A 26,603-nucleotide genomic window follows, 5' to 3' on the forward strand; every position below is an offset into this window, starting at 1 on the left:
CTCGTATGGCGCCTTCGCTGCGGACCGTGGTGCGACGGACAGGGCTGCGGCCGCTGGTCGGGACCTTGGACTCGGTCGTGCGCTGGGTGGCCGTCAGCGAGCTGGAGGACCCCACGCCCTACCTGGAGGGCGACGAGCTGCTGCTGACCACCGGTATGCGCCTGGAAGGCGACTTTTCCCACTATGTCGCCCGCCTCGTGGCGCGTGGTGTGGCCGGGCTCGCCCTCGGCGTCGGGCTCTCGCACGAAGAGGTGCCACCCGCCCTGTTGGCGGCGGCCACGGCGGCCGGGCTGCCGCTGCTGGAGGTGCCGCGCGAGACGCCGTTCATCGCGGTCGGCAAGGCGGTCAGCGAGCTGCTCGCCGCCGAGCAGTACGAGGAGATCACCCGCGCCTTCGCCGCCCAGGGCCGCCTCACGCGGGCCGCGCTGCTGCCCGAGGGCCCGTACGCGGTCATCGACCGGCTGGCCAAGGAGATCGGCGGCTGGGCCGCGCTGCTGGACGAGAACACCGAGGTACGGCACGCCACCCACGGCTCCAAGGCGGAGGAGGCGGCCCGCGAACTGGCCCGCCTGCGCGGCGAGCACGGTATCTGGCGGGAAGGCGCTTCGGGTGGGCGGGAAGGCACTCTGGGCGGCCGGAAGGGTGCTTCGGGCGGTCGGGAAGGTGCTCTGGGCGGGCGGCAGGGTGCTACGAGTGGGCGGCTGCCTGCGAGCCTGGCGCTCTCCGGGCCGGATGAGCACGTCGTTGTGCAGCCGCTTGGTGGGGGGCCGCGGCCGCGCGGGTTCTTCGCCGTTGGGGCGTCCCGGGCGTTCTCGCCCGTCACGCAGACGGTCATCAACGCGGCCGGGTCCCTGCTCACGCTGGCCGTCGAGCAGGGCGGCGCCCAGCGGGAGGCTGAGCGCCGGGTGCGTTCGGCCGTTCTGGGCCTGCTGCTCGCCGGTGCGAAGGAGCGGGCAGGCGAGGAGCGGGCGCGGGCGGTGCTGGCGCCGCTCGGCGAGCGGCTGCCGGAGGAGCCGGTGGTGGTGCTGGCGATGGCGGGCGACGCGCTCGAAGCGCTGGAGCCCCACGCCTTCACCGCCCGCCTCACCGACCCCGACGCCATCACCGCCGGCCTCGCCGAACCCCGCCGGCATGCCGCCACCACCGGCATCGCCGAAGTCGGCCAGCATGCCGTCGCCTCCCGCCCCACCGAAGACGCCCAGCACGCGTCGACCGCCCACTTCGCCGAAGCCGATCCGCGCGGTCCCGCCGACTCGCGCGGCGGCGCCGACCGGCGGAGTGCCGCTGGCTCGCGCAGTCCTGCCGACTCGCGTAGCGGCCTCGACCGGCGTAGTCCCCTCGACTCGCACAGCCTCGCCGACCGGCGGAGTGCCGTTGAGCGGTTGAAAGGTCCTGGAGCGGATGTGGTGGTGCTCGTGGGGGCGGGGGAGGCCGAGAAGGTGGCGGGGCTCGTCGGGGGGACCGTCGGGATGAGCTCGCCCGGCCCGTACGGTGAGCTGCCCGGCGCGCTCGACCAGGCCCGGCGGGCGTTCGAGAGCGGCCACGACGGCCTCGTCAGGTTCGCCGACCTCGCCGGGCAGGGGCTGCTGGGCCTGCTCGACCCGGCCACCGCCCAGGCGTTCGCGTCGGCGCTGCTCGCGCCCCTCACCAGGTACGGGTCGCGGCCCGACCTGATCGAGTCGCTACGCGCCTACCTCGGCAGCAACGGGCACTGGGACGCGGCGGCCCAGCGGCTCGGCATCCACCGCCACACGCTCCGTTACCGCATGAAGCGGGTCACTGAGCTACTGGGCCGTGATCTGGACGATCCTGGCGTGCGCGCCGAACTCTGGATCGCGCTGGCGGCTACAGCTTCGGCTTCGGCGGGTGCACCAGATAGCAGCAGATCGTCGCCATCGTGACCGCCTCGTAGGTGCGGCCGTCACGCAGGTGACCGGCGCGCTCCAGGCTGATCGCGCCCTGGGCGGCGGCCCACAGCGCGTCGGCGATCTTGCGGGGCTGGGTCGGGATGAGGTACCCGGCCGAGATGCAGTCGGCGATCACCCGGTCGAGGATGTTGAGCGCCGCGCGGGCCAAGGTCCTGGCCCGCTCACTGGGTTCGAACCCGGGGATCGCCCGCTCGAACATCAAGCTGTAGTAGCCGGGCTCGGCCAGGCACGCCTGCCGGTAGGCGGGGCCGAGCGCGGTGAGGTTCTCGAGCGCGTCGCGCCGGTGCGGGACCGCGTCCAGAAACCGCCGGAAGCGCTCGAATCCTTCCAGGTAGAGGGCCTCCGCCAGCCCTTCCCTGTTGCCGAACATCGTGTAGATGACGGTGGTCGTGCAGCCGGCCTCCGTGGCGATTCTGCGCATGGTGAGACTCTCTGGACCATCGCTCATCAGGAGGTTCACCGCGACGTCGAGGAGCCGCGAACGCAGTTCGTCGTGGGTGGCCCGCTCACCGAGCAAGTAGGCCCCTTGGAGCCCGAGCGGCGCCGAGGAGGTCATGGGGCCACGCCTTTCTGCTCGGGGGCCCGCCGCGCTGAGGGACCCGCACACAATGCTTAGCCAGCCGAGAGAACGTTCAAACCGCTCTGCATGGTAAACATCCCGAATTAGGTCTACTTCTGTTACATCCTGGGTAGGCAAGGGAGGTTGTACTTAACGGTGCGGTCTGGTGAGAGTCTTGTGCACGCTGGTGTAGGTCCCCGATCTCCGTAGTGGCATAACGTCGTGAACATGGACGTGCGTACCTTCTGGCTCGCGGGCCGCCCCGCCACCGGAGACTCCGAGCTCACCGTGACCAATCCCCACGACGGGCGCGAGGTCGGCCGCTGTTCCGTGCCGACCGACGGCCAGGTCGAGGAGGCCATCGCGGCCGCTCACGCGGTCGCCGGGCAGGCCGCCGCGCTCCCCGTGCACGTGCGTGCCGAAGCGCTGGCCCACGTCTCGCGCCGCCTCTCGGAGCGGGCCGACGAGATCGCCCACCTGATCACCGCCGAGAACGGCAAGCCGATCTTCTGGGCGCGCGGCGAGGTCTCGCGGGCGATCGCCACGTTCCGCTTCGCCGCCGAGGAGACCCGCCGCTGGTCCGGCGACGTGCAGCGGCTGGACACCGAGCCCGCCGCCGCCGGCCGTCTGGCGTACGTGTCCCGCGTGCCGTACGGTCCGGTGCTCGCGATCACGCCGTTCAACTTCCCGCTGAACCTGGTGGCCCACAAGGTGGCGCCCGCCATCGCGGTGGGCGCGCCCGTCATCGTCAAGCCCGCGCCCGCCACGCCGCTCACCTCGCTCCTGCTCGGCGAGATCCTGGCCGAGACCGACCTGCCCGCCGGGATGTTCTCCGTGCTGCCGGTCGAGAACGAGCGCGCCTCCGGCCTGGTGCTCGACCCGAGGCTGCCGGTGGTGTCGTTCACCGGCTCCGCGCCGGTCGGCTACGCGATCGCCGACCAGATCCCGCGCAAGCACGTGACGCTGGAGCTCGGCGGCAACGCCGCGGCGGTGGTGCTGGCCGACGCCGACCTCGACTGGGCGGCCCAGCGGGTGGCGCTGTTCTCCAACTACCAGGCCGGTCAGAGCTGCATCGCCGTGCAGCGGGTGATCGTCGAGCGGCCCGTCTACGACGAGTTCGTCGAGCGCCTGCTCCCGGCCGTCGACGGGCTCGTGACCGGTGACCCGGCCGACGAGAAGACGCAGGTCGGGCCGCTGGTCTCGGTGCACGCCGCCGAACGCGTCGAGCAGTGGGTCCGGGAGGCGGTGGACGCGGGTGCCCGCGTGCTGACGGGCGGCACCCGCGAAGGCGCCACGATCGCGCCGACCGTGCTGGCCGACGTGCCCCACGACGCGAAGGTCCTGCGCGAGGAGGTCTTCGGGCCCGTCGTGGTCCTGCAGCCCGCCGCGTCGATCGACGAGGCGTACGCGATGGTCAACGACTCCGCGTACGGGCTGCAGGCAGGCGTGTTCACCCGGTCGCTGGACGCGGCCTTCCGGGCCAACCGGGAACTGGAGGTGGGCGGCGTGATCATCGGCGACGTCCCGTCGTACCGGGCGGACCAGATGCCGTACGGCGGCGTGAAGGACTCCGGCATCGGACGTGAGGGCCTGCACTCGGCGATGACGGACTACACGTACGAGAAGGTCATGGTGCTGACCGGACTGTCGCTTTAGTCCTATGCCCGCTGGGCGGTGTCGAAGAGGGCCTTGGCGGCGTCACCGAAGTACGGGCCGTACATGGTGCGCTGGTCGTCGCTGTACTTGAAGCTGCTCAACGACGTGATCTCGCCGATGCCCGTGGCCGGGTCGAAGCCGGACAGCCACGGGCCGCCGCTGGAGCCCGCCGTCATGTCGCAGCCCAGGCCCTGGTCACGGGTCTGCTTGTAGGGGTCGCCGCGCAGCCGGCCCGCGCAGTAGACCAGGTGCTCGCCGTTGTACGGCGGGTCGGCCGGGTAGCCGAAGCCGAACGTCTGGCCGCCACGTGGGACGTTGAAGGCGATCCGCTGGGCACCCACCACGTCGGTGACGTGCTGGCTGTCCGCGGTCGTCAGGGCCACCATGCCCATGTCATAGCTGTCGTCGGCGGAGTGCGCCCACGGGCCGGTGACGAACATGCGGCGGGCCGCGTACTGGCCATAGGGGTGCCCGCCGCCCGTGCGGTAGCCGGGCACGAACTGCCAGTTGGCCGCCCACTCGCCGGTGCCGTCCTTGACGCAGTGACCGGCCGTGACCACGAGGTCCCTGCTGGCGCTCTGGACCGTGCTCGCGGAGCAGACGAAGTCGATCCCGCCGACGGTCAGGAAGACGCGGCCGGTGGTGCGGGTCACCGCCCCGCCGGTCAGCCAGCGGGAGCCGGACGTGGTGGTCTGGGGCCTGGCCGACTGCAGGCGCGGGGTGGGGAGCTTGGCCTTGCCGCCGGTCAGGCCGGGTGCCGCGGTGATGCCCGTCTTGTCGGCGAGGTTGTTCAGCAGGCCGTTGCCCTTGGTGACGATGCCGAGCATGTCGATCGGCAGGGCGTCGGCCATCCGGGCCGGTGTCCAGTAGTCGAGCACGCGCCGCTGCTCGGCGGGGGTGCGGGCGGCCACGTGCTCGACCACCTCCATCCGCTTGGCCGTGTGCACGATCGGCTTGGTGATGGCAGGGGCGGCGTGGTGGTGCTGGACGGGCATGGCGCCGATGAGCGCGGGGCCCATCAGTCCCGCGACGAGCGGCACACCTGTCAGCAAGGGGGTGCTCAGGGTCATGACCCCCGAGTGTGCACCACTAGATGTGTCCTTGTGACTACTTTCGGTGAATACCCTCAGGGGGCGTTGGTGCTCTGGGCGGCTTGGTAGACGGCTTGGGCCTCTGCCCCGAAATAGGGGCCGAACATCAAGTTCGGGGCGAAGCTGTATTTGAAACTGTTGACGGAGTTCTGGGTACCGAGGCCCGTCGTTCCGGTGAAATTCTGGAACCACGGACCGCCACTCGAACCGCCGGTCATGTCGCAGGTCGGGCCTGATCTTTGGACATCAGGAAATCGTCGAATGCGCGGCCGCTGCAATAGATCAGCCTGGCGCCGTCGTACGGGGCCGCCGCCGGGTAGCCGAACGCGTACATCCGCTGCCGCCTGGCCTGGTTGAACGCCACGCCCTGGCCGCCCACGGCGTCGGTCAGCGCCCTGCCCTGCAGTGGTGCCACGACGGCGGCGGCTACGTCGAAGTCGATGTCCTCGCTCGCGTTCCACTGCGGGGTGGTCAGCACGCTCTTGTTGGCGCTGGTCACGGCCGAACCCGAGCAGGAGGCGTTGCGCCCCTGGTAGGTGAAGAAGACGCGGCCCGTCGTCTTCGTGACCGCGCCGCCGCCTTCTGCGGGGTCCAGTACCGCAGGACGGCCTGCTGCTCGGAGGTGGAGTCGGCGGCTGGCGTACCTCCCGAAATCCCGGATCTGAGCTCGGAAGGTAGCGGCCTCAATATCCCAATTTTTCGGGATTTGCGAATACGGATATGGCGATATTTGGGCATTGGTGGACTCGACTATCTGGCGCCCCATTCATTGCTGGATTTTGGGACGGCGGAGCCGCGTGTCCGGTCGCTTCCGGCAGCGGGGACAATGGACGGGTGCATGCTGACACCCTCCGCTCCGTCGTCGTCCTCGGCTCCACCGGCTCGATCGGCACCCAGGCGCTCGACGTCATCGGCGCCGACCCGGGCAGGTTCAGAGTCGCCGGGCTCGCGGTCGGTGGCGGAAATCCCGGGCTGCTGGCCGAGCAGGCGGCCTCGTACGGCGCCGAGGTGGTGGCCGTGGCCGACGCCACGGCCGTGCCCGCGCTGAAAGAGGCGCTCGCGGCGCGCGGCGCGAGCCCGGTGGTGCTCGCGGGCCCCGAAGGGGTCGCGGAGGTGGCGGCGTGGCCGTGCGACACCGTGCTCAACGGCATCACCGGCGCGCTCGGCCTGACCTCCACGCTGGTCGCGCTGGAGGCGGGCAGGACGCTCGCCCTGGCCAACAAGGAGTCGCTGATCATCGGCGGACCGCTGGTCAAACGGCTGGCCGCGCCGGGGCAGATCCTGCCCGTCGACTCCGAGCACTCGGCCGTGCAGCAGTGCCTGTGGGCCGCCGGGCCCGACGGTCACCGTCCCGAGGCGGTCAGGCGGCTGGTGATCACCGCGAGCGGCGGGCCGTTCAGGGGGCGCGAGCGCGCCGAGCTGCTGGACGTCACGCCCGAGATGGCCCTGGCGCACCCCACCTGGTCGATGGGGCCCATGATCACCATCAACTCTGCCACCCTGGTCAACAAGGGGCTGGAGGTGATCGAGGCGCACCTGCTGTTCGACATCGGTTTCGACAGGATCGAGGTCGTGGTGCATCCTCAGTCGATCATCCACTCCATGGTCGAGTACATCGACGGCTCCACCATCGCCCAGGCCAGCCCGCCCGACATGCGGCTGCCCATCGCGCTCGCGCTCGGCCACCCCGGGCGGATCGCGGGCGCCGCGCGTGCCATCGACTGGACGCTGGCCCACACCTGGACCTTCGAGCCGCTGGACGACAAGGCGTTCCCTGCCGTCGCGCTGGCCAGGCACGTCGGCACCGAGGGCGGCACCGCGCCGGCCGTCTACAACGCCGCCAACGAGGCGTGCCTGGAGGCGTTCATCGGGGGCGGGCTGCCGTTCCTGGGGATCGTCGACACGGTCGCCAAGGTCGTTGAGGAGCACCGGGTGACCCCCGCCGACTCGGTCGAGGAGGTGCTGGCCGCCGACGCCTGGGCACGTGCCCGCGCGACGGAGCTCGTACGGAGCGTGGCCGCCGGATGAGACCTGGGACGGAGCTCACAGCCCGGCAGTCCCACGGGCTACCTACACTGGATACCGTTACCGAAACTCAAGGGTTGAAATGTCTCCTGTAGCACTCGGCATCCCCGCGGTCCGCCCCAAGCCCCTCGCCGAACGCCGGCACTCCCGCCAGATCATGGTCGGCAGTGTCCCGGTCGGCGGCGACGCGCCGGTCTCCGTGCAGTCGATGACCACCACGGTGACCGCCGACATCAACTCCACCTTGCAGCAGATCGCCGAGCTGACCGCCGCCGGGTGCCAGATCGTCCGGGTGGCCGTGCCGTCTCAGGACGACGCCGACGCGCTGCCGGCGATCGCCCGCAAGTCGCAGATCCCGGTCATCGCCGACATCCACTTCCAGCCGAAGTACGTGTTCGCGGCGATCGAGGCGGGCTGCGCGGCCGTGCGCGTCAACCCCGGCAACATCAAGAAATTTGATGACAAGGTGGGCGAGATCGCGCGGGCCGCGGCCGATCACGGTGTGCCGATCCGCATCGGCGTCAACGCCGGCTCGCTCGACCCCCGGCTGCTGCAGAAGTACGGCAAGGCGACCCCCGAGGCGCTGGCCGAGTCGGCGCTGTGGGAGTGCTCGCTGTTCGAGGAGCACGGCTTCCGCGACATCAAGATCTCGGTCAAGCACAACGACCCGGTCGTCATGATCAACGCGTACCGGCTGCTGGCCGGAAAGTGCGACTACCCGCTGCACCTGGGCGTCACCGAGGCCGGTCCGGCCTTCCAAGGCACGATCAAGTCGGCGGTCGCGTTCGGGGCGCTGCTGGCGGAGGGCATCGGCGACACCATCCGCGTCTCGCTGTCGGCGCCGCCGGTCGAGGAGGTCAAGGTCGGTGCGCAGATCCTGGAGTCGCTGGGGCTGCGGGAGCGCGGGCTGGAGATCGTCTCGTGCCCGTCGTGCGGCCGGGCGCAGGTGGACGTCTACACGCTGGCGGAGCAGGTGCAGGCGGGCCTCGAAGGGCTGAAGGTGCCGCTGCGGGTGGCCGTGATGGGCTGCGTGGTCAACGGCCCCGGCGAGGCGCGCGAGGCGGACCTGGGCGTCGCGTCGGGCAACGGCAAGGGGCAGATCTTCGTGAAGGGGGAGGTCGTGAAGACGGTCCCCGAGTCACAGATCGTCGAGACGCTGATCGACGAAGCCCTGCGCATCGCCGACGAAATGGGCATCGCCCTCGACGGCGATCCTGAGGTAGTCGTCGGCTGACTTTAAGCCCATATTTTACGGCTCAGCCCGGTTGGCCCCAGACGCCGACCGGGCTGAGCCCTGTCCAGGGGCACGCTCCTCCGGCGGAGGTGGTGCGGCGCCGTGACGTGCGCATTCTTGGCCAGTGGCGTGGAAAACCCGGAGCCCCTGCCGGCCGCTTATTACGGCGTGCAATTGGGTGATTACAGAATGGTAAGCATTTAGCCATACCCAGCGTCACGACTTGGTTACTTGCGGGAGCATCGGTCCTCCTACTGAAGGGGAGGCCGTGTGAAGCGGGTCGTAAGGGTTGTCGTCGGGTTGGCGATGCTGGTGCCGGTGCTGGGACCCGGTGGGGCCATGGCCGGGACCGCCGAGGCCACGGGGAGTGCGGTCGGGTCGCCGCTGGAGTGGGGAGCCTGTCCGGCGCCGGCCTCGGCGAAGGCGGAGGCGGCCGGTTCCGGGGCGGTCACCAGCAGGTCCGCGCCCGCCGTGAGCGGCGTCGAGTGCGCCACCGTGCGGGTGCCGCTCGACTACCGCGAGCCGCTGGGGCAGTCGATCACGCTGGCGCTCAACCGGATCAAGGCCAAGGTGCCGCGCGAGGGCAACCACCTGGGCAGCCTGCTGGTGAACCCGGGCGGGCCGGGCGCCTCGGGGCGGTCGCTGGCCGAGTACGTGTCGGCGGCGCTCTCGCAGAAGGTCGCCAACCGTTACGACATCATCGGCTTCGACCCGCGCGGCGTGGGCAACAGCGAGCCCTCGATGCACTGCGTCGACGCCGGCACCTACTACGCCCCGCCCAGGCCGGACGCGATACCGCGCGGTCAGGAGGACGAGAAGGTGCTGCTCGGCCGGGCCACCGACTACGCCAACGGGTGCGGTGACCTGTGGGCGTGGCTGCTGCCGCACCTGACCACCGAGAACACCGCCAGGGACATGGACACCATCCGCGCGGCACTCGGCGAGCAGCAGATCAGCTTCCTCGGCTACTCCTACGGCACCTACATCGGCGCCGTCTACGCCACGCTCTTCCCCGACCGGGTCAAGCACCTCGTCATGGACAGCACGGTCGACCCGGCCGGCATCTGGTACAAAGCCAACCTGGCCCAGGACAAGGCCTTCGAGAGCAGGCACCACGAGTTCCTCGCCTGGACCGCCAAGAACAACGCCGTCTACAAGCTCGGCGGCTCGGCCACGCAGACCTCGTTCGCCTGGAACGCGATGCGCTCCCGGCTGCACGACCGCCCGGCCGGCGGGGTGGTCGGCCCGAGCGAGCTCGACGACACCTTCACCGTGGGCGGCTACACCGACCGGATCTGGCCCGAGCTCTCCGCCGCCTGGTCCAAGTACGTGCGGCAGGGCGATCCGAAGGGGCTGGTCGACGTCTTCAACAAGTACGGCAAGCAGGACGCCGACGACGAGAACGGCTACGCCATCTACCTGAGCGTGCAGTGCCGCGACGTCCAATGGCCCAGGTCCTGGACCAAGTGGCGGACGGACATGACGCGGATGCACAAGCAGGCGCCGTTCCTGACCTGGCCCAACGCCTGGTACAACGCGCCGTGCGCGTTCTGGAGCGTGCCCGGTGGCACCCCGGTCACGATCCACGCGTCCCGGAAGCTGCCGCCGATCCTGATGATCCAGTCGAAGGACGACGCCGCGACGCCGTACCAGGGCGCCCTGAACATGCGCAAGCTGTTCCCGAGCGCCCGCATGGTCGTCGACGCGGGCGGCAACCACGGGGCCTCGCTGGCCGGGAACCAGTGCGTGGACCGCCACCTGGTCGCCTACCTGCTCGACGGCACGGTGCCACGGCAGGGAGCCGAGTGTCAGAAGCTGCCGGCGCCCAAGCCCACGGCCCATATGGCGGCAGCTGGTCCACTTGGTCACGAAAGGCTCACCGAGCTCCTGTCCAGATGAGCTATTCGGTGGTCGTTCGCGTAGTCTGACCATGTGATGCTGCGTACATCGGCGTCGCGTGTGCTCGATGACAGCGACCGGGACGAGGCCCTCGCCTTGCTCGACCTCGACCCGGTCGCCAACGTCTTCGTCTCCTCCCGGGTGCGGACCGTCGGACTCAATCCGGCGCGCCTGGGCGGGCAGATGTGGGGGTTCGGGCCGCGCGGCGGGCTCGTCTCGCTCTGCTATGCCGGGGCAAACATGGTGCCGGTCAACGCCGGTCCCGAAGCCGTGCACGCGTTCGCCGACCGCGCTCGCAAGCAGGGCCGCCGCTGCTCGTCCATCGTGGGTCCCGCCGACGCGGTCTCGCTGCTGTGGGAGCGGCTGGAGCCGTACTGGGGCCGGGCGCGCACGATCCGCTGGGCGCAGCCGGTCATGGCCACCTCGCGCAGGTCGCCCGTCCCCGCCGATCCGCTGGTCCGGCGGGTACGCCCGGACCAGTTCGAGACCCTGCTGCCGGCCTGCGTCGCGATGTTCACCGAGGAGGTGGGCGTCTCGCCCAACCTCGGCGACGGTGGCGCCCTCTACCGGACCAGGGTGGCCGAGCTGATCCGCATCGGCAGGTCATACGCGCGCATCGACGACGGGCGCGTGGTGTTCAAGGCGGAGATCGGCGCGGTCACCCCGCACGCCTGCCAGATCCAGGGCGTGTGGGTCGATCCCGCGCTACGCGGCCAGGGGCATGCGGTGGCCGGCATGGCCGCGGTCGTGGACGCCGCTCTGGACTGCTTCGCGCCTGTGGTCTCGCTGTACGTCAACGACTTCAACCACTCGGCGCGGGCGGTCTACCGGAAGGTGGGCTTCCACGAAGTCGACACGTTCATGTCCGTACTGTTCTAGCAGCGAGCCCAGCCATTGATGATCCTGCAGACCCTCGCCGAGCAGTCGCAGTTCCGCCTGACCGGGCGGCTGGAGGAAGTGGAAGCGCTGTGCGCGGCCTTCGCCGAACGCTGGCCTGAAGCGGTGCGCAGCTTCGTCTACGGGCAGTCGGCCGAGGGACGCCCCCTGCGGGCCCTGCTGGTCTCGCGCGGCGGCGCGTTCACACCTGAGACGCTCCGGGAGCGCGCTATCCCGCTGCTGCTGGTCCAGGCCGGTATCCACCCGGGCGAAAGCGACGGCAAGGACGCGGGTTTCGCCGCGCTCCGCGAACTGCTCGGCGGCGACCCACTGACCGAAGTGGAGGGCGGGTCGCACATCGAGATGCGCCCGCCCGAGGGCGATCCGCTGGCACGCGTCGCGATCCTGTTCGTGCCCGCCTTCAACGCCGACGGCCACGAGCGGACCGGCCGCTGGAACCGCCCCAACCAGATCGGCCCGGAGGAGACCGGGTGGCGCGCGACCGCGCACAACCTCAACCTCAACCGCGACTACACCAAAGCCGACGCGCCCGAGATGCAAGCCCTGCTGGCGCTGGTACGCGACTGGGATCCACTGGTCACCGTGGACATGCACGTGACCAACGGCGCGGACTTCGAACCCGATGTCTCCATCCAGGTCGAACCCATCCAGCTCGGCGATCCACAACTCCACGCCACCGGCATCGCACTACGCGCCGCGCTCATCGACAAACTGAACGCGCAAGGCTCATTGGCGCTGCCGTTCTACCCCGACCTCGTCGTAGCCGACGACCCCGCCTCGGGGTTCCACGTCACCGCTTACTCACCGCGCTACTCCACCGGTTACTTCCCCACCCGCAACCGGTACACCGTGCTGGTGGAAACCCACTCCTGGAAGGACTACGCCACCCGCACCCGGGTCAGCCGCAACGCGATCATCGGCCTCACCGAACTCCTCGCCGCGCACGGCGCCCCATGGCACGCGGCCGCGCTCGAAGCGGACCGGCGCGCCCTGGGTGGTCAGGAGATCGTGCTGGACGTCGCGGTCGATCAGCGCGAAACGGCCACCCTCGACTTCCGTGGCTACGCCTACACCCGCGACCTGTCACCGATCTCCGGCGAGCCGGTCACCGTCTACGACCCCACGACCCCGCAGATCTGGCGCGTCCCGTACTACGGCGACGTGCTGCCGTCGCTGGTGGTGCGCGCGCCGCGCGGCGGCTACCTCGTGCCCAGGGAGTACGTGCCGCTGATCGCCGACAAGCTCGCCCTGCACGGGTTGGTCTGCCGAATCCTCGAGCGGAACGTCGACCGCCTCGACACCGAGGTGTTCCGCGCCACCGGCGTGCGGTTCTCGCCGGTCCCGTTCGAGGGTCGGACGCGGCTCGCGCTGCAGGGCGCGTGGCGCGCCGAGCCGCAGTCGCTACCGGCCGGCGGCTTGTTCGTGCCGATCGCGCAGCCCGGAGCACGACTGCTGATGACGTTGCTGGAGCCGCAGGCGCCCGACTCGCTCGCGGCCTGGGGATTCTTCAACAGCCACTACGAGCTCAAGGAATACGTCGAGCCCTACGTCACCGAAATCTTCGCCCACCAGATCCTGGAGCAGGACCCGGCACTGGCCGATGAGTTCCGGCGCAGACTGGCCGAAGACCCGGCCTTCGCGGCCGACCCGCAGGCACGCCGCGAATTCTTCGAACGCCGGCACACCTCGTGGGACACGCGGTACGCGATGTATCCCATCCTGCGCATCCACGAGGCTCCGATCCAGGCCTGAGCTCCACCGCTTCTCGCATTGCTGGTGGCGAAGTTCACGCATGCCGGGATCTGGGCGCGCAACTGATCGGTCAGAGCAGGACCAGTTTGTCGAAGAGTCTGGCCAGCTCGGTGTCGGGGTTGGCGGTGAGACCGGCGTGGACCGGGCCGGTCTGCACGATCGTGCTGCGCGGCGCCGTCAGCCAGCGGAACCTCCCGCCGAGCGACTCCCCGGTCAGCGGTCCCGCCTCGTCGCCGCAGGCCAGCTCGTACGCGCCGAGCGCCTGCCGGACACCGTCGACGTCCGCGGCCGGGTCGAGCGCGCGCAGCCGGTCGGCGTCGAGGGCGACCCGTGCGCAGAGGTAGCCGCGCGGCTGGCAGTAGAGCAGCACGCCCACGTTGATCAGCTCGCCGCGCTCGACCCGTGGCACCACGCGGATCACCGCGTACTCGTAGACGTCCCGGCTCATCGGTCGCCTCCCCGCCAGAACTCGCCGACGGACCCCGGCCCCGCGGGTCTGCCGGTCGGTGTGTCGGGCCGTCTCAGCCACTCGTGCGGTCCCTGCGCGCGGCGGAGCAGGTGGTCGACATAGGCATCGCGTACGGCCTGCGCCGAGTCGAAGCCCGGCTCGTCGTCGAGCCATTCGTCGGGCACCAGGGCGGTCACGGTTTCGAGGAGCTCGGGAGTGATCTTCGCGGACAGCTCGGCCGCCGCGCTCTCGAGGTCGGTGGCGAACGGCGCCAGCACATGATCCCCCACGTCGAACGGCCGTCGCGGGTCCGCCGTCGGCCAGTTGTGATGGAACCAGAGCGCCGCGCCGTGGTCGATCAGCCACATGTCGCGGTGCCAGATGAGCAGGTTGGGGTTGCGCCAGCTGCGGTCGACGTTGTGGATCAGGCCGTCGAACCAGACCACCCGCGAGGCGAACATCCAGTCGGGCGTCCACGCCAGCGGCTCGAACCCGAGGGCGCCGGGCAGGAAGTCGATCGCCAGATTGAGGCCGGTGCTGGCCTTGAGCAGGTCCTGCACCTCCTCGTCGGGCTCCCGGACGCCGATCTGCGGGTCGAGGTCGATCAGCTTGAGCTCGGGAGTGCGGAGTCCGAGCCGCCTGGCCAGCTCACCAGAGATGATCTCCGCCACCAGGACCCGGCGGCCCTGGCCCGCGCCCCGGAACTTCACCACGTACGTGCCGAGATCATCGGCCTCGACGACGCCCGGTAGTGATCCGCCTTCGCGCAGCGGCGTCACGTAGCGGGTCGCCGCGATCTCATCAAGCACGACACGAGATTATCGTCCGTTGAGACCACTTTCGCGCCAGCCCGGCGCCCCGACCGGCGCGAACAGCGTTACGCCGATCGGTCAGGAGCGGGCCCGGACGGCGGCCAGGATGATGCGCCGGATCAGGCCGCTGCCCAGGCGGATGACGATCCAGTAGCGGCGGAAGGCGCGGCGGGCGTCGGGGCTGGTGGCGATCACCCTGGTCTCGGTGACTAGCCGGATGCGCCCCGGCCCCGCGTCGTCGAGCAGGAAGCTGAACGTCCCCTTCGCGTAACCGGGCCGGTCGAAGGCGCGGAAGTCGTCCGCGTCACCGATCGTCGGGGTGTGCTCGGCGCGGCCCAGGCGCCACCACTGCCCGATCGTGCCCAGGACGATCTCCCGCATCGGCTCCTCGGCCAGCGGCGTAAAGGTGGGCCTGGCCTGTTTCTGCTGGTCGGAGGGGGTGCGGGAGAACAGGCGCCGGACGGCGAACAGCGGCTTGGCCAGGCGGATGTCCTGCGGGCCGAGGTGGGTGAGCGCCTGCCAGACGCGGTCGCGGGAGGCGTTGATCACGATCGAGTGCCGCTCCGCCGCGTCCGGGCGGGGGATGAAGTCGTCGACCAGCGTCGGCATGGGGGGCTCCTCGGTCTCGGCGACCTTCTTCGCGGCCTGCCATACGGTTCCGTATGGAAGCGACTATACGCCGCCGTATGGCAGGCTGTCAGAGCGGGGCGAAGGTTTCATGCGGTGCGGAGCGAGCGGCTGTGCGGCGCGGTGGACGGGCGTCCCTGGACGGGCGTGGTCGAGCGAGGAAAGGTGTGGGGTCGTGGAGCGGTTGGGTCCGGACGACTGGGCGCGGGCCGCGTTGGTGGCGCTCGCGGAGGGCGGGCTGGGCGCCGTGGCGGTGGAGCCGGTCGCGGTACGGCTCGGCGTCTCCAAGGGCAGCTTCTACTGGCACTTCGCCAACCGCCGGTCGCTGGTCGAGGCGGCGCTGGCCCGCTGGGAGGACGAGACCGAGCAGGTCATCGCCCGGCTGGACACGCTCAACGAGCCGGTGGCGCGGATGCGGGCCCTGCTGGACCTGGCCTTCGGTGACGAGCAGGATGCGGCGATCTCGTTCCGGCTGATCAGCGAGGCGGACGATCCGCTGGTCGGCGAGGTGGTGCGGCGGGTGAGTGACCGCCGCTTGAGGTACATGCGGGACGTCCTGCGCGAGCTCGGCCAGCCGGAGCAGGAGGCGCGCAGGCGGGTGCTGGCGGCCTACGGCACCTACCTCGGCCTGGCCGCCCTGATGCGCATCGGAGCGGTGGACGAGGTGCCGGGCGCCCTGGTCGACCTGGCGATGGCCGAGCTGGGCCTGCCCGCGACCGCCCCCTCATAGCCCCGGCCTCGTCGCGGCCGGGGTCACATCTTCGCGATGACCTCCTCAGCGAACCGTTCCATGGTGGCGACCTTGAGTTCGAGGCTGCCTTCGCCGTACCGCGCCTTCTCCTCGGCGGTGGCGAGCCACCACGGGGCGGCCATCGTCCCGGTGACGCCCTTGGCGGCGAAGTGCCGGAAGGTGTCGGCGTCCGGCAGCACGGCCAGCGGCGCGATGATCTCGAACGGCCCGGTCCTGCCGTACTCGTCCAGCAGCTGCCGTAACGAGCCGAGGACGGTGTCGAGCTGCTCCTCGGTGTAGATGCGGTTGCCGATCCAGCCGTCACCCAGCCGGGCCGCCCGGCGCAGGGCCGCCTCGCTGTCGCCGCCCACCAGGACCGGGATCGGCTCGGCGGGCGTGGGCGAGATGGACAGCTCGGGCAGCCCGTCGATCGTGACGTTCCGGCCGCTCCAGAGCTCCCGTAGCGCCGGGATCATCTCGTTGAGCCGCCGCCCGCGGGTGTGGAAGTCCTGGCCGGTGGCGGCGAACTCCTCCGCGCACCACCCGACGCCCACCCCGAAGGTGACGCGGTCCCGCGACAGCACCGCCGCCGTGGACACCTGCTTGGCCACGGTGAACAGATCGCGGGCCGGGGCGATGTAGACGTTCGGCGCGAAGCGCAGCGTGTTGGTCACCGCGGACATCGCGCCGATCGTCACCCACACGTCCGGCCAGTGCGTCTCGGCGGTCCAGCGTGGCTTGCCCGACTTCGAGTAGGGGTACGGCGTCGCGAAGTCGGCGTAGAAAAGGTGGTCCGACAGGGTGAGCGTGTCGAACCCGCACTTCTCAGCCGCCTTGGCCAGATCGACGAACTGGTCGGTGTCGGCGAACGAGGCGCCCAGCCAGAATTTCACTGGAACTCCGGGATGACCTTGGTGGCGAACAGTTCCAGGTTGCGCTTGACCGTGTCCAGCGGCAGTACGCCCTGCTGTCCCTGCATGTAGAGGCCGAACCACTCCAGGTCGGGCATCCGGTCGAGCATCCGCTGGATGCCGCGCTTGACGTCGTCGGGGGTGCCGAACAGCGCCATCTCCACGTCGTTCATCCGCTTGGCGTCGCCCTTCTCGGGGGAGATGGGCTTGTGTTTCTCGTCTTCCTTCTTCCGCAGCACTTCCAGGTAGCCGAACGGGCCGAAGAAGGCGGCGAAGTCCTTGGGGATGCTCCGGCCGAAGGTGTTGATCGCCTCCTCGGTCGTCTCCGCGATGCCGACGATCTTGAGGATGCCGGTGTGCTCGCCCAGCTTGTAGTCGCGGCCCTGCCTGGCGGACTCCTCCTGGTAGAGCTTGGCCTTGGCGGCGTGGTCGTCGGGGTTCGGGGTGAACATCCACGGCAGGATGTTCTCCTGCGCGGCCCTGATGACCGAGCGGTCGGAGATCGTGAACGGCTGCCACAACTCCGGATGCGGGTTCTGGTACGGCCTCGGGCAGACCGAGACGGCCTGCACCTTGTCGTCGTCCGAGATCTCACCAGGAGCGCCGAACGTCTTTGTCCACTCCAGGGCCGGCCAGCCCTCGATGCCGTCGAACGGGTAGGGGATCTCGTAGTCCAGCACGTCGGACTTGTAGCGGAGCGTCTCCTGGGTCCAGGCCATCTTCATGATCTTCAGGACCTCGCCGAAGACGTCGAAGTTCCGCGTGTCGGAGGCCGAGCCGTCGGAGCGGGCGGCCGCCGCGTGCCAGCGCTGGCCCAGCACGTTCATCCACCGGTTCTGGTAGCCCCTGGCCACGCCCAGCCGGAGCCGCCCCTTGCAGAACTGGTCCAGGAGCGCCACGTCCTCCGCCGCCCGGATGGGGTCCCAGGCGGGCAGCACCATGCCGAGCGGCGCGAGCAGGATGCGTTCGGTCCTGGCCGCGAGGTCGGTGAGGAACATCAGCGGGTTGACCGAGAACTCCATGCCTTCCGAGTGGAAGTGGTGCTCGGTCATCATCAGCGCGTCGAAGCCGATCCGGTCGGCGTGGACGGCGATCTCCCGCACCTCGTGCAGCAGCTTCTGGTACGACTCCGTGTCACGCCCGATGGGCCGCTTGGCCTTGGCGTTCTCCTCGGCCGCGTATCCGGAGCCTGGAATCTGCGGATTCAGGAAGATGGAAAACTTCACCAGGAGACCTCTTTCCGCGGGGCGCTTCTCTGTCCGGCAAGCTACTCTAGAAATCTTAGCCGAGCAATCGCTTGGTTGACGTCAAGGAGAGTCGTATGCGGCTTGGTGTCACCATGTTCACCACGGATCTGGCCATGCCGGTCGTGGACCTGGCCAAGGCTGCCGAGGAGCGCGGATTCCACTCCCTCTACGTCCCGGAGCACACCCACATCCCGATCTCGCGGCGTACGCCGCACCCGATGGGGCTGGAGGAACTGCCCGAGGAGTACAAGCGGACGCTGGACCCGCTCGTCGCGCTCTCGTTCGCCGCCGCCGCCACCGAACGGCTGGTGGTCGGCACCGGCATCCTGCTCGCCGCCCAGCGCGACCCCATCGTGACCGCCAAGGCGATCGCCACCCTCGACCGCCTCTCCGGCGGGCGTGTGGTGGTCGGCGTCGGCTTCGGCTGGAACGTGGAGGAGATCGAGAACCACGGCGTGGAGTACGGCAGGCGGCGCGTGGTCGCGCGGGCCAACGTGCTGGCCATGCGGAAGCTGTGGCGGGACGAGGTGGCCGGTTTCGAGGGGTTCGAGCCGTCGTGGTCATGGCCCAAGCCGATCTCCGAGCCGCCCGTCTACATCGGCGGCGCGGCGGGCCCGAAGCTGTTCGCGCACGTCGCCGAGTACGCCGACGGCTGGATCCCGATCGGCGGCAAGGGCGTCAAGGCCGCGCTGCCCGCCTTACGCGAGGCCTGCGACAAGGCGGAGCGGCCGATGGCCAAGGTCATCCCGTTCGGGACGCTGCCGACCAGGGAGAAGCTCGACTACTACGCCGAGCTGGGCATCGAGGAGTCGGTGGCCAACCTGCCCAGCGGCTCGGCCGACGAGATCCTGCCGCTGCTCGACGAGTACGCCCGGCTCATCTGAGTCTGCCGTAATCTCGGAGGCCTCCCAGACAAGGTCGAGGCGATGCGGCGGGCGCGGGTGTGGCAGGTGGTCGTGGCCGGTGCCGGGCTGGTCATGGGGGTGGCCGGGTTCGTGCTCTGGCTGCGGGGGGCGCAGAGCCCAGGGCTGGCGGGACAGTGGACGGGGTCGGCGGGCACCGAGCCGGTTTTCCCGGTGGCCATGGAGCTGTCGGACGAGGGCTCGGCCCTGAAGTGGGGTGTGGGGCTGCGGTGTTCGGGGCGGCTCGAGCCCACCAGGAGCCGGCTCGTGTTCACGCTCGACCGGGTCAAGGGCGAAGGGTGCGTTCCGGGGATGCTGAGGGTGTTCCCGACGCAAGAGCTGGACCAAGTGGCCATCAAGATGACACGTCAGGGTGACACGGACATCACCTATTCAGGCACGCTCTCGCGACATTCCTGACGGCATGTGTCACGGTCAGGCGGCATTGCGGCGGCCACCGTTGACTCTCCCGCGTCCGTTGCCTTCAGTGGACTTGGAAACGGTGGGTGGCGGCGAGGGGAGGCAGCCCCGTGCCAACGGCACAGCCACTCAGAACGGGGGATCCGCGGCGGCTCGGCGCCTACGAGCTGTCCGGGCGTCTGGGTGAGGGCGGCCAGGGCGTGGTGTACCTCGGGACGAGGATCGAGGACGTCTACGCGGTCAAGCTGCTGCACGGACCCGTGGGGGACGAGAAACTGGCGTTCCTGCGGGAGGTGGAGTTGGCCAAGCAGGTGGCGCGGTTCTGTACGGCCCAGGTGGTGGACGCCGGGTTCGACGAGGGCCGGCCGTACATCGTGAGCGAGTACGTCGACGGGCCGTCGCTGCAGCGCGAGGTGGCGATCACCGGTCCGCGCCGGGGCGCGGCGCTCGAACGGCTCGCCGTGAGCACGATCACCGCGCTGGCGGCGATCCACCGCGCGGGCATCGTGCACCGCGACTTCAAGCCGCAGAACGTGCTGCTCGGCCCGGACGGGCCACGGGTGATCGACTTCGGGCTGGCCAGGGCGCTGGACGCGGCGGCCACGGTGAGCGGGCGGGGAGTCGGCACGCCCGCGTACATGGCGCCGGAGCAGATCACCGCCTCGGCCCTCACGGGGGCGGCGGACGTCTTCTCGTGGGGCGCCACGATGTGCTTCGCGGCCAACGCGTCGGCGCCGTTCGGGCAGGACTCGGTGGCGCCGGTGCTGCACCGCATCCTGACCGCGCCGCCGGAGCTGGGGCGGCTGGACGGGCGGCTGCGGGAGCTGGTGATGGCGTGCCTGGACAAGGACGCCAGGAACCGGCCCGCCAGCCGGGAGTTGCTGCTCGCGTTACTGGGCGACAACGACTTCGTGCCGCCGGAGGTGCTGCGCTCGCCGCCGCCGCACATCCTGCGGGCGCTGCCTGCTCCGTCGGTGGCGCACGGAGCGGCGAACCGGTTGCCGATGGCCGAGCCCGAGGCGACGGGGGCGCCGGCCGGTTACCGGCTGCGCGGCGCCTCGCCGGACGACGGCACCTCCTGGCCGCCGATCGTCCCCCGGCAGGACTCCGGGGAGCCGGACGTGCGGTGGGACGGCGCCGAGGACGTTGGCCCGCCATACGATGGCGCCGGCTCCTCCCGGGGACCCTGGGGTGAGCCAGGGAGGCGCACGCGCCAGGCCGTGGGCCGGGCGGCGCTGGCGGTCACCGCCGCGCTCCTGGTGAGTGGCGCCGTGCTGGTCGCCGTACTGCTGCCGACGGTCAGGGACGAAAATCAGGTACGTCCGCAGGCGGTCGAGCGGCCGTCCGTCGTGACGACCGGACCGCCCTCGACCGCGACCGCGCCCGAACTCGGCCGGTCGCCGGCCAAGCGGGGAGAGCGGGCGCTGGGCGGCCATCTGCCGGCCACGCAGTCTCCGCCCGCCGGGCTCGCCGTGGTGCGGGTGCCGGCGCTGGCCGGGATGGAGCAGTCGACGGCGATCAAGGCCATCAAGCGGGCCGGGTTCGCGGTGGGGGCGGTCACACAGGTCGACTCGCGGGAGAAGATCGGCAAGGTGGTGAGCAGCAGTCCCGCCGGTGGGGTCACGGCGGCGCGGGGGAGCACGGTCTCGCTTCAGGTGTCGGCGGGGCTGGCGGTTCCGGCGGTCGTCGGGCTGGGGAGCGAGCGGGCGGAGGCGGCGCTGACCGGTGCCGGGCTGGTGGTGGGCGAGACCTCGAGCACCTGTTCCGACCGGCCGGACGGGCAGGTGCTGTCCAGCCGGCCGGGGGCGGGCAGCCGGGTCTCCGGTGGTACGAAAGTGGCGCTGGTTCTCGCCCGCCACGGGGCCGCGGTGCCGGCCGTCGCCGGGGAGTCCAAGGCGGCGGCTCGGACCGCGCTCCAGGCGGCCGGGTTCACCGCGAGCTTCAAGACGCAGGTGGTCACGGACGACGAGCAGGTGGACGTGGCGCTGGCGCAGAGCGTGGCAGCGGGGAGCTGCGCCAAGCCGGGCGCCACTGTGGTCGTGACCGTCGGCGTCGCGGGCCAGAGCGACCCCGATCCCACCGAGCCCACACCGACGGTCACCACCTCGGAAACCTCTCAGCCCCCGGAGTGACAGCCGCCCCGCATATGGCTAGCTCTCTCCCGAGGGGGTGACGATCACGCCCTCCAGGCGGGATCTCTCGGCCGCCCAGGCGATCAGATGGCTGTGCAGGCTCTCGCTCGGCGAGGAGAGGATCGGCGCGCGGTCGCGGGTGCGTACCGCGGTCAGGAAGGCGTCGACCAGCGCCTTGTCGCCGCCCCCATGCCCGCCGGCCGCTGTTCCGTCACCGACCGGCCGAGTGTCGACGGTCTCCTGCTCGCCGGTGCGGAAGTCGGTGACGTCGAGCCGATCGCCGTCGCCCTCGATCGAGCCGTGGGTGCCGAAGATCCGGGTCTGCCGGCGCAGGGCGGGGGTGAAGGCGGTCATGGTGAAGGAGACGGTGACACCGCCCTCGAACTCCAGGTTCACCACCTGGTGGTCGACCACGTCGTTGTCGCAGGCGTACACGCACCTGCCGTACGGGCCGGTCCGGAGCGCTTGGAGGATGCCGTGCTCGGAGAGGTCGTCGGTGACCACGTTCAGCGGCCACACGTCCCTGCCCGCCAGCGGCAGGTAGACGCGCTTGGCCGAGTAGGGGCAGGTGTCCTCGACGGCGCAGTCGAGGCAGCGGTCGGCCGCGCCCTCGGGCCGGTGCTCCGGCCTGAAGTGCTTGAGGCCGCCGAACGACGACACCTTGGCGACCTGCCTGCCGGTGAGGTGTACGAGCCAGTCGAGGTCGTGGCAGGACTTGGCGAGCAGCATGAACGTCGACTCGTCGGACCTGCGCCAGTTGCCGCGTACGTAGGAGTGCGCCTGGTGCCACCAGCCGACCGGCTCCAGGTGCTGGATGCTGACGATTTCGCCGATCCGGCCGGAGTCGAGCAGCGCCTTCAGCGTGCGGGTGTACGGGGTGTAGCGCAGCACGTGGCAGACGGCGAAGATCGCGTCGGAGCGTTCGGCGGCGGCCACGATCGTCCGGCAGTCGTCCTCGGAGACGGCCATCGGCTTCTCCAGCAGGATGTCGTAGCCCAGCTCGGCGAACCGCACCGCGGGCTCGACATGATCGGCGTCCTGCGTCGCGATGATCACGGCGTCCGCCTGCCGGGGGAGCGCCGCCAGCTCGCGCCAGTCCGCGTACTGCGCCGCGCCGGGGTGCCTGGCCCGGCGGCTCTCGACCGGATCGGCCACCGCCACCACCCGCGCTCCGCCGGACTCGACGGCATGGCGAGCGTAGGAGGTCCCCCGGGAGCCCGCGCCGACGACGGCCAGCGTGATCATTCCGCCTCCACTTATGTAACTAGTTACCGTATGTCCGGCCGATGCTAGGATCCGGGCAGTTAGCCGTCAATAGGGAAGTTATGGGAAAGGGTCGCGAAAGTTGACCGACCTCCGGCCGGGCGACGCTTCACTGTTGCGCAAGGTGAACACCCAGGCCACGCTCAGGGCCCTGCGGCGCGAGGGCGTGTCCACGCTGACCCGGCTCGGCCGGATCACCGGGCTGTCCAGGCAGACCGTCGAGACGGTGCTCGACGAGCTGAAGGACCGGGGCTGGATCAGGGAGATCCCTCCGGACGAGGGCGTCATGGGGCGGCCCGCCCGCCGGTTCGGGTTCCGGGCGGACGCCGGCTACGTGGTGGGCGCCGAGGTGGGCGGCGAGAAGATCGTCGTGTCGGTGGCCGACCTCAACGGCGAGGTCGTCGCCTGCGAACAGGTCGCCGTCTCCGAGGACGCCGCCGCGCCCGAACGGCTGGAGGCCGCCCGCCGCACCGCACTGGCCTGCGTGGACGGCGCGGGCGTCTCCCGGGCGCGGGTGCTGGCCGTGTCGGCCGGCACGCCGGGCATCGTCGACCGCTCGGGGCGGGTGTCGCTGTCGCTCACGCTGCCTGGGTGGACGGGCGTGGATCTGGCGGGGCTGGCCGGGCGGTGGTTCGGCGGCCCGGCGCTGGCCGCCAACGACGCGAACCTGGCGGCGCTCGCCGAGCACTGGCGGGGCAGCGCCCAGCACGCCTCCGACGTCGTCTACATCCTGGTCGGCCATCGGCCGGGCGCCGGCATCCTCATCGGCGGACGGCTGCACGCCGGGCGGTCGGGAGCCGCGGGCGAGATCGGCACGCTGCGCCAGGTCGGCTGGGAGGACGCCGCGCGGGAGCTGGTCAAGGAGGGCGGCGCGGCCGAGGTGTTCGCGGCGGCGCGGGCGGGTGACGCCGGGGCGTTGCGCCGGGTGGACCACTACGCCGAGAACCTGGCGATCGGCGCCTCGGCGCTGGTGCTGAGCCTCGACCCCGAGCTGCTGGTGATCGGCGGCGGCTACTCGCGGGCGGGCGACGTGCTGCTCGGCCCGCTCCGCCGGCACCTGGCCGAGCTCTGCGTGAGCGCGCCGGAGGTGGTCGCGTCCACGTTCAGTGCGGAGTCCGTCGCCTTGGGCGGGGTACGCCTGGCGCTCGACCACGTCGAACGCGAGGTGCTCGGCCTCTAGACGGCCCCTCTAGATGGCCAGCGCGGTGCGGACCAGCAGCTCGCGTACCGTCTCCTCCGGCAGGTCCATCGTCTGCACGACGCCCCACTGCAGGGCGCCGATCACGGCCCAGCCGCGGACCCGCGCCGCGGCGTCGGGGTCCGGTCCGGCGAGCCTGGCGAAGATCTCGTCCCTGAACGGCCTGATGGCCTCGCCCGGCGAGCCCGGCAGCGCGTCGTCGGCGCCGACGATCTCCTCCATCAGCAGGCGGATGACCATGCGGTGGCGTACCACGAAGGTCGCCAGCGCCTCGACGAAGGCCTGCCGGTCGCCCGCGAAGTCCGTGTCCAGCAGGACGCACATGTCGTCGCCGGCCGGCGCGGTGAGTTCGGCGGCCAGCCGGTCCTTGGGGTGGAAGTGGTAGGCCACGGCCGTCTTGGTCAGGCCCACGGCGGCGGCGATGTCGGCCAGCGAGGTGGCCGCGTAGCCGTGGACCGCGAACAGCTCCCTGGCGGCGGCCAGGATCCGGGAGCGGGTGTCGTCGGCTGTGTTCATCATCTCATTTCCCACTGATCTACAGCCTTCGGATATTTCCTGTCTTAACGTATCTCTGTACGACCGTACAGGACGGCCGTCGAGTTGGGGGAGCTGGCGATGACGCGCTTTCTGGGACGACTGGGCGGCTGGTGCGCGCGGCATGGGGTGATCGTGCTGGCGTTATGGGTGATCGCGGCGGCCGGACTGATGGGCGGCAGCCTGGCGCTCGGCAGTCCAGTGAGCAACGACGCGACCATCCCTGGCACCGACGCGCAGCGGGCGCACGACCTGATGCTCACGGGCTTCGGCCCCGGGTTCGCCGCGGGCGGGTCCGTGCAGCTGGTCGTCTACTCGGACAAGGGCCTGCTCATCGACAAGGCCAAGAAGGCGGCCGTGGAGCAGGCCGTGGACCGCATCCGCACGGTGCCGCACGTGGTGGCGGTCGATTCGCCGTACCGGCGGGGCGGCATCGCCGCGAACCTGAGCATCGGGCTCATCGCCATCCGCCTGCAGGGGAACGACACCACCAAGCTCGCCGAGACCACGCAGGCGCTGTCCAAGGCCGCGGACCCGGCACGGGCCGCCGGGCTGGAGGTCGTGGCCGCGGACGGCTCGACCCCGGCCGACAAGGAGATCAAGACCGGGCCCAGCGAGATCATCGGCGTGGTGTGCGCGCTGCTGGTGCTGGTCTTCGCGTTCGGGACGCTGACGGCGGCGCTGGTGCCGATCTTCACCGCGCTGGTCAGCGTCGTCACAGGACTGGGCGTGATCGGCCTGCTCGGGTACGTCGTGGACGTGCCGAAGCAGGCGGGCATCATGGCCACGATGATCGGGCTGGGCGTGGGCATCGACTACGCGCTGTTCCTGCTGTCGCGGCATCGCCGGCTGCTGGAGTCCGGCGTGCCGGTCGAGGAGTCGGTCCGGCGTACCGTGGCGAGCTCGGGCGGCGCGGTCGTGTTCGCCGGCGGCACGGTGATCATCGCGCTGAGCGCGCTGATGTTCGGCGGCTTCCCGCTGCTGAGCACGCTCGGGTGGATCACCGGCGTCTCCGTCGTCTCCGCCGTGCTCACCTCCGTCACCTTGGTGCCCGCCCTGCTGGGCCTGCTCGGGCATCGCATCAACGCGCTGCGCATCCCGTTCCTCGGCAGGAAGCGCGCCGAGGGGTCAGGATGGGGCGGTTTGGGGGTGTGGGTGGCGCGGCGGCCGTGGCGGGTGCTGCTGGCGAGCGTGCTCGTGCTCGGCGCCCTAGCCGCGCCCGCCCTCGCGCTGCGGCTCGGGCCCCTCGACGCGGGGTACGAGGCGCGGGAGTCGGACTCGCGGCGCGCGTACGAGCTCATGACCACCGGGTTCGGACCTGGCAGCAACGGCCCGCTGATCGTCGTCGCTACGCTCCCCGGCAAGGTGGCCAAGGCCACCGACCCCATCGTGGACCGGCTCTCGCGGGAGATCGACGCGGTGGACGGGACCGCGCACGTGGCCGCGGCGAAGCTCAACACCTCCGGCCGCTCGGTGATGATCCAGGTCATTCCCGACTACGCGCCGAGCGACAGCCGCTCCGCCGAGGTGGTGCGGGACGTCCGGGCCATCTCCGTGCCGGGCGTCGAGCTGAACGTGGGCGGCAAGGTGGCCGCCATGGTGGACGCGGGCGACCGGATGGCCGAGCGGACCCCGCTGGTCATCGGCGTGGTCGTGCTGCTCAGCGCGCTGTTGCTGCTGCTGGCCTTCCGCGCGCCGGTGCTCGCGATCAAGGCGGCGCTGATGAACCTCGTCTCCCTGGGCGCCGCGTTCGGCGCGCTGGCGCTGGTCTTCTCCATCGGCCTGGGGAGCGGGCTGGTCGGCATGGACGCCCCGTCGAGCGCCTCGTACCTCCAGACGATCTTCTTCAGCGTGCCGATCGAGAGCTTCGTGCCGCTGATGCTGTTCGCGGTGCTGTTCGGCCTGTCGATGGACTACGAGGTCTTCCTGCTGACCTCCGTACGGCAGGCCTACCTCAAGCACGGCGACAACGGCCGCGCGGTCGCCGAGGGGCTCGGCTCGACGGGCCGGGTGATCACCTCGGCGGCGCTCATCATGGTGGCGGTGTTCGTCGCCTTCATCGCCTATCCGGATCCGATGGTCAAGACGTTCGGTGTGGGGCTTGCCGTGGCCGTCGCCGTGGACGCCACGATCATCCGCGGCTTCCTCGTCCCGGCCACCATGGTGCTGCTCGGCCGCGCGAACTGGTGGTGCCCCCGCTGGCTGGACCGCCTGCTGCCCAACCTGTCGGTGGAGGGGCACGAGGAAGAGCCCGCCGCCGCGCCGGCCAAGGATCTCGTCACCGCTGGGTAGAGCGTCGGGTCTCCGCCTCTGTGACGGTCCGTGGTGGCTGGGGTCC

Annotated in this window: 23 protein-coding genes; 13 read left to right on the plus strand and 10 right to left on the minus strand. The window is 70.8% G+C overall.

Annotated features, from left to right (window positions below; all coding sequences use genetic code 11):
• Positions 1–5 precede the first annotated feature (5 nt).
• On the plus strand, positions 6–1,901 hold the full coding sequence (locus KME78_RS65660; RefSeq protein ID WP_246654842.1) for a PucR family transcriptional regulator: 1,896 nt from the start codon (positions 6–8) through the stop codon (positions 1,899–1,901).
• Here KME78_RS65660 and KME78_RS58720 read toward each other — a convergent pair.
• Positions 1,846–2,484, minus strand: a complete 639-nt coding sequence (locus KME78_RS58720; RefSeq protein ID WP_219538922.1) for a TetR/AcrR family transcriptional regulator — start codon at positions 2,482–2,484, stop codon at positions 1,846–1,848. The genes KME78_RS65660 and KME78_RS58720 overlap by 56 nt on opposite strands.
• A 231-nt stretch (positions 2,485–2,715) precedes the next feature.
• On the opposite strand from KME78_RS58720, the gene KME78_RS58725 reads away from it, so the two are divergent.
• On the plus strand, positions 2,716–4,143 hold the full coding sequence (locus KME78_RS58725) for an aldehyde dehydrogenase family protein (protein ID WP_219538923.1): 1,428 nt from the start codon (positions 2,716–2,718) through the stop codon (positions 4,141–4,143).
• A gap of 2 nt (positions 4,144–4,145) precedes the next feature.
• On the opposite strand, the gene KME78_RS58730 is transcribed toward KME78_RS58725, so the two are convergent.
• Complete coding sequence (locus KME78_RS58730) at positions 4,146–5,213, minus strand: trypsin-like serine peptidase (protein WP_246654843.1); 1,068 nt, start codon at positions 5,211–5,213, stop codon at positions 4,146–4,148.
• A 235-nt stretch (positions 5,214–5,448) separates the two neighbouring features.
• Positions 5,449–5,733: a trypsin-like serine peptidase gene (locus tag KME78_RS65665; RefSeq protein ID WP_246654844.1), complete on the minus strand. Its 285-nt coding sequence runs from the start codon at positions 5,731–5,733 to the stop codon at positions 5,449–5,451.
• Positions 5,734–6,068: 335 nt separating this feature from the next.
• On the opposite strand from KME78_RS65665, the gene dxr reads away from it, so the two are divergent.
• The 5 genes from dxr to KME78_RS58760 all read left to right on the plus strand — a co-directional run bounded on the left by dxr (position 6,069) and on the right by KME78_RS58760 (position 13,041).
• A complete protein-coding gene (gene dxr, locus KME78_RS58740) occupies positions 6,069–7,262 on the plus strand; it encodes a 1-deoxy-D-xylulose-5-phosphate reductoisomerase (protein WP_308127560.1) in 1,194 nt (397 codons plus the stop codon).
• Between the two features lie 79 nt (positions 7,263–7,341).
• Positions 7,342–8,493, plus strand: a complete 1,152-nt coding sequence (gene ispG / locus KME78_RS58745; protein WP_219538928.1) for a flavodoxin-dependent (E)-4-hydroxy-3-methylbut-2-enyl-diphosphate synthase — start codon at positions 7,342–7,344, stop codon at positions 8,491–8,493.
• 270 nt (positions 8,494–8,763) lie between these two features.
• Positions 8,764–10,392, plus strand: coding sequence for an alpha/beta hydrolase (locus KME78_RS58750; protein WP_308127561.1), 1,629 nt, complete (start codon positions 8,764–8,766; stop codon positions 10,390–10,392).
• Between the two features lie 36 nt (positions 10,393–10,428).
• Positions 10,429–11,271 carry a GNAT family N-acetyltransferase gene (locus KME78_RS58755; RefSeq protein ID WP_219538997.1) on the plus strand — a complete coding sequence of 281 codons (843 nt, stop codon included), beginning with the start codon at positions 10,429–10,431 and terminating at the stop codon, positions 11,269–11,271.
• An 18-nt stretch (positions 11,272–11,289) separates the two neighbouring features.
• A complete protein-coding gene (locus KME78_RS58760; RefSeq protein WP_219538930.1) occupies positions 11,290–13,041 on the plus strand; it encodes a M14 family zinc carboxypeptidase in 1,752 nt (583 codons plus the stop codon).
• Positions 13,042–13,111: 70 nt separating this feature from the next.
• On the opposite strand, the gene KME78_RS58765 is transcribed toward KME78_RS58760, so the two are convergent.
• From KME78_RS58765 to KME78_RS58775, 3 genes are all read right to left on the minus strand, one after another.
• The gene (locus KME78_RS58765) at positions 13,112–13,489 is read right to left on the minus strand and encodes a DUF3037 domain-containing protein (RefSeq protein ID WP_219538932.1); all 378 of its coding nucleotides are present in this window, start codon (positions 13,487–13,489) and stop codon (positions 13,112–13,114) included.
• Entirely contained in the window at positions 13,486–14,298 is an 813-nt protein-coding gene (locus KME78_RS58770; protein ID WP_219538934.1) for a HipA family kinase, read from the minus strand. Before KME78_RS58770 ends, KME78_RS58765 begins: the two co-directional genes overlap by 4 nt.
• 81 nt (positions 14,299–14,379) lie before the next feature.
• Positions 14,380–14,910, minus strand: coding sequence for a hypothetical protein (locus KME78_RS58775; protein WP_219538936.1), 531 nt, complete (start codon positions 14,908–14,910; stop codon positions 14,380–14,382).
• Between the two features lie 193 nt (positions 14,911–15,103).
• Here KME78_RS58775 and KME78_RS58780 point away from each other — a divergent pair, with 193 nt between their 5' ends.
• Positions 15,104–15,658 (plus strand): TetR/AcrR family transcriptional regulator, encoded by a 555-nt coding sequence (locus KME78_RS58780; protein ID WP_219538938.1) that lies wholly within the window; start codon positions 15,104–15,106, stop codon positions 15,656–15,658.
• A 23-nt stretch (positions 15,659–15,681) separates the two neighbouring features.
• Here the strand turns inward: KME78_RS58780 and KME78_RS58785 are convergent, their stop codons facing one another.
• Positions 15,682–16,551: a TIGR03619 family F420-dependent LLM class oxidoreductase gene (locus tag KME78_RS58785; protein WP_219538940.1), complete on the minus strand. Its 870-nt coding sequence runs from the start codon at positions 16,549–16,551 to the stop codon at positions 15,682–15,684.
• A complete protein-coding gene (locus tag KME78_RS58790; RefSeq protein WP_219538942.1) occupies positions 16,548–17,795 on the minus strand; it encodes an LLM class flavin-dependent oxidoreductase in 1,248 nt (415 codons plus the stop codon). The genes KME78_RS58785 and KME78_RS58790 overlap by 4 nt, the downstream gene beginning before the upstream one ends.
• Positions 17,796–17,890: 95 nt before the next feature.
• On the opposite strand from KME78_RS58790, the gene KME78_RS58795 reads away from it, so the two are divergent.
• The 3 genes from KME78_RS58795 (at position 17,891) to KME78_RS58805 (ending at position 21,270) form a co-directional block, all read left to right on the plus strand.
• Entirely contained in the window at positions 17,891–18,700 is an 810-nt protein-coding gene (locus KME78_RS58795) for a TIGR03619 family F420-dependent LLM class oxidoreductase (protein ID WP_219538944.1), read from the plus strand.
• Positions 18,701–18,742: 42 nt separating this feature from the next.
• Positions 18,743–19,138 carry a hypothetical protein gene (locus tag KME78_RS58800; protein ID WP_219538945.1) on the plus strand — a complete coding sequence of 132 codons (396 nt, stop codon included), beginning with the start codon at positions 18,743–18,745 and terminating at the stop codon, positions 19,136–19,138.
• Positions 19,139–19,248: 110 nt separating this feature from the next.
• A complete protein-coding gene (locus KME78_RS58805; RefSeq protein WP_219538947.1) occupies positions 19,249–21,270 on the plus strand; it encodes a serine/threonine-protein kinase in 2,022 nt (673 codons plus the stop codon).
• Positions 21,271–21,288: 18 nt separating this feature from the next.
• Here KME78_RS58805 and KME78_RS58810 read toward each other — a convergent pair whose 3' ends face one another.
• Positions 21,289–22,515 (minus strand): Gfo/Idh/MocA family protein, encoded by a 1,227-nt coding sequence (locus KME78_RS58810; RefSeq protein WP_219538951.1) that lies wholly within the window; start codon positions 22,513–22,515, stop codon positions 21,289–21,291.
• Positions 22,516–22,657: 142 nt separating this feature from the next.
• Here KME78_RS58810 and KME78_RS58815 point away from each other — a divergent pair, with 142 nt between their 5' ends.
• A complete protein-coding gene (locus tag KME78_RS58815; RefSeq protein WP_308127562.1) occupies positions 22,658–23,713 on the plus strand; it encodes an ROK family transcriptional regulator in 1,056 nt (351 codons plus the stop codon).
• A gap of 9 nt (positions 23,714–23,722) precedes the next feature.
• Here KME78_RS58815 and KME78_RS58820 read toward each other — a convergent pair whose 3' ends face one another.
• The gene (locus KME78_RS58820) at positions 23,723–24,250 is read right to left on the minus strand and encodes a TetR/AcrR family transcriptional regulator (RefSeq protein WP_246654845.1); all 528 of its coding nucleotides are present in this window, start codon (positions 24,248–24,250) and stop codon (positions 23,723–23,725) included.
• A gap of 96 nt (positions 24,251–24,346) precedes the next feature.
• On the opposite strand from KME78_RS58820, the gene KME78_RS58825 reads away from it, so the two are divergent.
• Positions 24,347–26,557: an MMPL family transporter gene (locus KME78_RS58825; RefSeq protein WP_219538954.1), complete on the plus strand. Its 2,211-nt coding sequence runs from the start codon at positions 24,347–24,349 to the stop codon at positions 26,555–26,557.
• Positions 26,558–26,603 lie beyond the last annotated feature (46 nt).

Source organism: Nonomuraea guangzhouensis (assembly GCF_019396345.1).
GTDB classification, from domain to species: Bacteria; Actinomycetota; Actinomycetes; order Streptosporangiales; family Streptosporangiaceae; genus Nonomuraea; species Nonomuraea guangzhouensis.